A 4007-nucleotide genomic window follows, 5' to 3' on the forward strand; every position below is an offset into this window, starting at 1 on the left:
TCCCACAACACTCAACTGACAGACCTGAGGTGCGGTGCCAATCAGTTGACCACTCTCGATGTTTCCCACAACACTCAATTGACAAGACTGGAGTGCTACAATAATCAGTTGACGGCTCTCGATGTTTCCCACAACACTCAACTGACAGACCTGGGGTGCAGCTACAATCAGTTGACGGCTCTCGATGTTTCCCACAACACTCAACTGACATACCTGGGGTGCTACGATAATCAGCTGACCACTCTCGATGTCTCCCACAACACTCAACTGACAAGACTGGGGTGCGAGGCCAATCAGTTGACGGCTCTCGATGTTTCCCACAACACTCAACTGACAGACCTGAGGTGCAGCTACAATCAGTTGACGGCTCTCGATGTTTCCCACAACACTCAACTGACAGACCTGTACTGCAGCTACAATCAGTTGACGGCTCTCGATGTCTCCCACAACACTCAACTGACAGACCTGTACTGCAGCGACAATCAGTTGACGGCTCTCGATGTCTCCCACAACACTCAACTGACATACCTGGGGTGCAGCTACAATCAGTTGACGGCTCTCGATGTTTCCCACAACACTCAACTGACATACCTGGGGTGCAGCTACAATCAGTTGACGGCTCTCGATATCTCAAACAATCAAAAGATCGAAGAGTTTAGTTGCTATGGTAATCCCGGTGAGAATAATAAATTCATTGTAACATCATGGTTTGACTCCTCGGCTGTTCCTTCAGATCATTTCACAAAGGGGTCATGGGATTACAATGGCAATACCGTAACAATCGAATACAGCAAAGTGAAATAAGAGAAATCTATCTATCATCACTTGGGTTTCATCGTGATGATTCGGTTTGTTGGTCAGCCGTTGTGCGAAAAATTGAAGAACTATATCGTCAAAAACATCTATGTGTTTGAGATGAAATAATAGTATAGACTTTCTCCGGCGCAGTTCGCATTGTAAACCGAATCCCCCATGCCACACCGAACTGCGCCGGGGATTTTTTGTACGCGATTATATACTTTAATGTACTGTTCTCCTCTTTTCGAGATCGGCTCTGCGCCGGGGGCCGCTTCTCGCGGCCGGGGGGGGCGGCGCGAGCCGAAAAGGGATGGCTGGTACGATAAAATATATAATCGCGTTAATTGAACAGTCATTCCACAACGTTCGCCGGTTCCCTGAGGATTCCCTTTTTATAGAAAATGCCGTCCGGAACTCTGTTCCGGACGGCATTTGTGCAGATGAGCTCTCGGAGATCAAGGAAAAAGGCGGAAAGTCCCTTGCAAAAAACTACCGTCGCTGTTCCTGTCTGAGCGAGAGAGGCGTTTTGCCGAACTCCCGCTTGAAGAGCTTGATGAAGTGCGAAATGTTATCGAACCGGCATTCGTAGCCGATCTGCGAGATGGCTTTGTTGGTCGAAATCACCAGCAGCCGTGCGTGCAGCAACCGTTGCCTGATGATCCACCGGTGGGGCGTGTCGCCGAACACGCGCTGGAAATCGTTTTTGAACGAAGTGAGGCTCTTGTTGGTTTTCAAGGCCAGCTCTTCGATGGTCAGGTTCTCGAACACCGAGTTGCGGACGATACTTTCAAAAGAGTCGCTCAGCCGGTCGATGCACTGGAGCATCTTGTGCTGCAGGCCGTACTCTTTGTAGACGATCACCATGTAGGCGAATTCGGCCAGCTTGAGCCGCGTCAGCTGCGGGTGCACGTTCAGGTAGTCCGTGTCCATGTAAGGCGCCAGGGAGTCGAAAAAAAGCTGCATTTCGGGCCATGCCCGCGCACTGACGTGAGCCAGCGTCGGATCGGGCCGCCCTCCCTGCGGGCGGCGGATCTCCATGCCGTAGAGCGATATCAGCGTGGACAAGGCGTCAGCCATCATTCGGTTGTCGAATGCCAGGCAGGTTTCCTTGTAAGGGCCGTCCGCCGCAGGAATGTTCTCGATGTAATGCTTTCCGGGAGCCAGAAAAAAGACCTCTCCCGCCCGCACCGTGTATTTGGCATGGGCATACTGGATCGTCTTGGATCCGTTCTCCACCATTCCGATCAGGTTATCGGTCAGCTCCATCCATTCGGCACCGTGATCCGCATGGGTCACATACTGCCACAAAGAGGCGGATTGTCCGGTGTCGTTTCCTATCATTTTGGGTAACTCCGACATAAATTGACAACAATTATAAATTAAAGTATAGTTTCCCGTCGCAAGGGACACAAATATAATCCATAAATAAGCCTAAATGTTTTGTATTTAATCGTTTTATAGTATATAACGAACTTTATGAGGCATTCAGTCTCGGCCATCGGGGAGGCCCAGGCAAATTACGGTAAAACAGACAACAAGCGTGCCAAGGCAAAAACCGGAAGCCTGTTTTGTATTTCAAGGAAAAGTTATACCTTTGTGGGCTGAAATATCCTTCGGGAATTTCATAAGCAACCAATAACCAACATTTTATCAATTTACGGACAACTTTATGAACCGTTACGAAACCGTTTTCATTGCTACTCCCGTGCTTTCGGACGTACAGCTGAAAGAACTGGTAGGCAAATTCCAGGGTGTCATCACCGAGAACGGCGGCAAAGTGAACTACACCGAAGAGTGGGGTTTGCGCAAGCTCGCCTATCCGATCCAAAAGAAGACCACGGGCTTCTATACGCTGATCGAGTTCGAGGGGGAAGGCAAACTGATCGACATACTGGAAACCCAGTATCGCCGCGACGAACGCGTCATCCGCTTCCTGACTTTCAAACAGGACAAGTACGCGGCTGAATATGCAGAAAAACGCAGAAACCTTAACGCAGCTAAATCGAAGGAGCAATAATCATGGCAGCACCGCAATCCGAAATCCGTTACCTCAATCCGGTATCCGTTGAGGTCAAAAAGAAAAAATACTGCCGCTTCAAAAAAGCGGGCATCAAATATGTCGATTACAAAGACGCGGAATTCCTCAAAAAATTCCTCAATGAACAGGGAAAAATCCTGCCCAGACGCCTGACGGGAACGTCGCAGAAGTTCCAGAAAAAAGTGGCTACCGCGGTCAAACGCGCGCGGCATCTGGCTATTCTGCCGTTCGTAACCGACCTTTTGAAATAATTCTTAACCGAGGAGAAGAAGAACACTATGGAAATCATCCTGAAACAAGATGTCGATAACCTCGGCAATAAGGACCAGATCGTGAACGTGCGGCCGGGGTACGCCAATAACTACCTCATCCCGCAGGGATTTGCAACGGCGGCTACGGCTTCCGCCAAGAAGGTGCTGGCCGAGAAAATCAAGCAGCAGGCGCATAAGGAGGCCAAGATGGTGGCCGATGCTCAGGCTGTGGCCGATAAACTCAACGGGGTTGCGGTGGCGCTCACCGTTAAAACGGCCGAAGGCGGCAAAATATTCGGCTCGGTGACGGCGGCGCAGGTGGCTGACGCTATCGAAGCCAAAGGATTCTCGATCGACAAACGGAATGTCAAGGTCGATACCATCAAGGAAATCGGCGAATACAAGGCAGTGGTTAAGATCTACAAGGATATCAAGGCGGAAGTGGCTGTGTCGGTAGCGGCGGAAGGTGCTGCCGATGCGCCGGCGGCGGAGTAAGTTAACGCTAAGCTGGCCTTTCTCTCTTTCGGCGGAATCTCCTCGCGGGGCGGGGAGATTCCGCTTGTTTTCGGGGTAAATCTCTCGGCGGGCCTCTTTGCGAAAGCTGGCGGCATCTCGGGAACAAACACCTTATTCCTTTGTTCATTAACCGCTCGTTCATTCTGTACCCTATTGGATGGAACCGTACCTTTTCTGAAGAAAAGGTACCCAAAAGACTTTCAGATAGCTGCGCTACTCCTTAGGCTCCGCAGTCCTCTTGCATTGCGTTTTTTTTGGGGTGTGGCAATAGCGGGCTTAAGGCACAGTACTCAATAGCCCGCTATTGCTCACACCCCAAAAAGATCAAAAACAAGGGTACCCGGCAGGCTCAAGAGATGCGTTAGCATCTCAAAAAGTTTTTCTGGTTCTCTTTGTTCACAAAG

Annotated in this window: 5 protein-coding genes; 3 read left to right on the forward strand and 2 right to left on the reverse strand. The window is 50.2% G+C overall.

Annotated elements, in window-relative coordinates; genetic code table 11:
• Both Q0Z93_RS09815 and Q0Z93_RS09820 read right to left on the reverse strand, forming a co-directional pair.
• Positions 1-573, reverse strand: a 573-nt coding sequence (locus tag Q0Z93_RS09815) for a hypothetical protein (RefSeq protein ID WP_298065063.1), incomplete at its 3' end; no start/stop codon positions are given.
• A 714-nt stretch (positions 574-1287) separates the two neighbouring features.
• Positions 1288-2157 (reverse strand): AraC family transcriptional regulator, encoded by an 870-nt coding sequence (locus Q0Z93_RS09820; RefSeq protein ID WP_298065064.1) that lies wholly within the window; start codon positions 2155-2157, stop codon positions 1288-1290.
• Between the two features lie 310 nt (positions 2158-2467).
• Between Q0Z93_RS09820 and rpsF the strand changes: the two genes are divergently transcribed.
• Genes rpsF through rplI form a run of 3 tightly spaced genes read left to right on the forward strand, consistent with a single transcriptional unit; the run spans position 2468 to position 3582 of the window.
• Positions 2468-2815 carry a 30S ribosomal protein S6 gene (gene rpsF / locus Q0Z93_RS09825; protein ID WP_298065065.1) on the forward strand — a complete coding sequence of 116 codons (348 nt, stop codon included), beginning with the start codon at positions 2468-2470 and terminating at the stop codon, positions 2813-2815.
• Between the two features lie 2 nt (positions 2816-2817).
• Entirely contained in the window at positions 2818-3087 is a 270-nt protein-coding gene (gene rpsR, locus Q0Z93_RS09830) for a 30S ribosomal protein S18 (RefSeq protein ID WP_027291133.1), read from the forward strand.
• A gap of 27 nt (positions 3088-3114) precedes the next feature.
• Positions 3115-3582 carry a 50S ribosomal protein L9 gene (rplI, locus tag Q0Z93_RS09835; RefSeq protein WP_298065066.1) on the forward strand — a complete coding sequence of 156 codons (468 nt, stop codon included), beginning with the start codon at positions 3115-3117 and terminating at the stop codon, positions 3580-3582.
• Positions 3583-4007: the final 425 nt, after the last annotated feature.

Source organism: uncultured Rikenella sp. (genome assembly GCF_947628055.1).
Classification (GTDB): Bacteria; Bacteroidota; Bacteroidia; order Bacteroidales; family Rikenellaceae; genus Rikenella.

Excerpts from the sequence above, each read along its gene's own strand:
- Q0Z93_RS09820 (WP_298065064.1), bottom strand. The coding sequence starts at position 2,157 with ATGTCGGAGTTACCCAAAATGATAGGAAACGACACCGGACAATCCGCC.
- rpsF (WP_298065065.1), top strand. The coding sequence starts at position 2,468 with ATGAACCGTTACGAAACCGTTTTCATTGCTACTCCCGTGCTTTCGGAC.
- rpsR (WP_027291133.1), top strand. The coding sequence starts at position 2,818 with ATGGCAGCACCGCAATCCGAAATCCGTTACCTCAATCCGGTATCCGTT.
- rplI (WP_298065066.1), top strand. The coding sequence starts at position 3,115 with ATGGAAATCATCCTGAAACAAGATGTCGATAACCTCGGCAATAAGGAC.